Raw genomic sequence first — 1440 nt, forward strand, 5'->3', positions numbered from 1 at the left:
GGGCGTGTCAGATGGTCTGTGTAAGCCGTACCGAGAGGAACGGTAAGAATCATGACCATGACCAACGAGAAGCAGCAGCCGGGCGGTGAGCCGTCGGGCCAGGATTTGGTCGAGCAGTTGAAGGCCTCCGGACAGCTCGATGCACTGTTCGCGCAGATCGACGCGGGCAAGGTCGAGCTGACCGGCGACAGCGGGTTCGTGCCCGCGCTGGTCAAGGCCGCGCTCGAGCGAGGTCTGCAGGCCGAGCTGACCAGCCATCTGGGCTATGAGAAGGGCTCCGAGGACGCGGCGAAGCACGCCAACTCCCGTAACGGCACGACGCCAAAGAAGGTCGAGTCCGAGGTCGGGCCGATCGAGCTGGACGTGCCCCGCGACCGGGGAGGCTCGTTCACCCCGCGCCTGGTCCCCAAGGGGCAGCGCCGTCTGGGCGGGCTCGATGACATGATCATCAGCCTCTATGCCGGCGGGATGACGATCCGCGATATCCAGCACCATCTGGCCTCCACAATCGGCACGGACCTGTCCCACGAGACGATCAGCAACATCACTGACGCCGTCTCCGAGGAGGTCCTGGCCTGGCAGTCCCGGCCGCTGGAGGAGTTCTACCCGGTGATGTATCTCGACGCGATCCGGATCAAGATCCGAGAGAACAGCCAGGTCATCAACCGAGCTGCCTATATCGCCGTCGGTGTGGACCTGGACGGGATCAAGCACGTGCTGGGAATCTGGGTCCAGGACACCGAGGGATCGGCGTTCTGGGCCCACGTCTGCGCGGACCTCGCCAACCGGGGCATTCGGGACGTGCTGATCGTCTGCTGCGACGGCCTCAAGGGTCTTCCAGAGGCGATCGAGGCGACGTGGCCGGAATCGATGGTCCAAACCTGCGTGGTCCACCTGATCAGGGCCGCGATGCGGTTCGTGGCCTACCAGGACCGCAAGAAGGTCGCCAAGGCGTTGAAGCCGGTCTACACGGCCCCGAGCGAGGACGTCGCCCGCAAGGCGCTGGCTGATTTCGAGGCCTCTGAGTTGGGGCAGAAGTACCCATCTGCGGCTGCGACCTGGGCGGCCTCGTGGGAGAGGTTCATTCCGTTCCTGCAGTTCCCGCCGATGCTCCGCAAGGTCATCTACACGACGAACAGCATCGAGTCGCTGAACTTCCAGCTGCGGAAGGTCACCAAGAACCGCGGGCACTTCCCGACCACGGAAGCGGCCGTGAAGTTGCTCTGGCTGGCGATCTGCAACATCGAAGACAAGCGCGCCGCCGAGCGCGAGAAGGACCGTGGCAAGCCCGCCGGCCAAAGGAAGGCCCAGGGCCGACTCGTCGAGGGCCAGGTCGTCACCAACTGGAAACAAGCCCTCGCGCAGCTCGCAGCGGCCTATCCCGAACGGATCACCCCCTACCTGTGAACACCTCGCTTACACAGACAAGTTGACAGGCCC

At 64.6% G+C, this 1440-nt stretch carries 1 protein-coding gene; it reads left to right on the forward strand.

Annotated features, from left to right (window positions below):
- Positions 1-51: 51 nt before the first annotated feature.
- Positions 52-1407 (forward strand): IS256 family transposase, encoded by a 1356-nt coding sequence (locus INT49_RS20785; RefSeq protein ID WP_404801967.1) that lies wholly within the window; start codon positions 52-54, stop codon positions 1405-1407.
- The last annotated feature ends 33 nt before the right edge of the window (positions 1408-1440 follow it).

It is taken from the genome of Brachybacterium tyrofermentans (genome assembly GCF_014897585.1).
GTDB lineage: Bacteria > Actinomycetota > Actinomycetes > Actinomycetales > Dermabacteraceae > Brachybacterium > Brachybacterium tyrofermentans.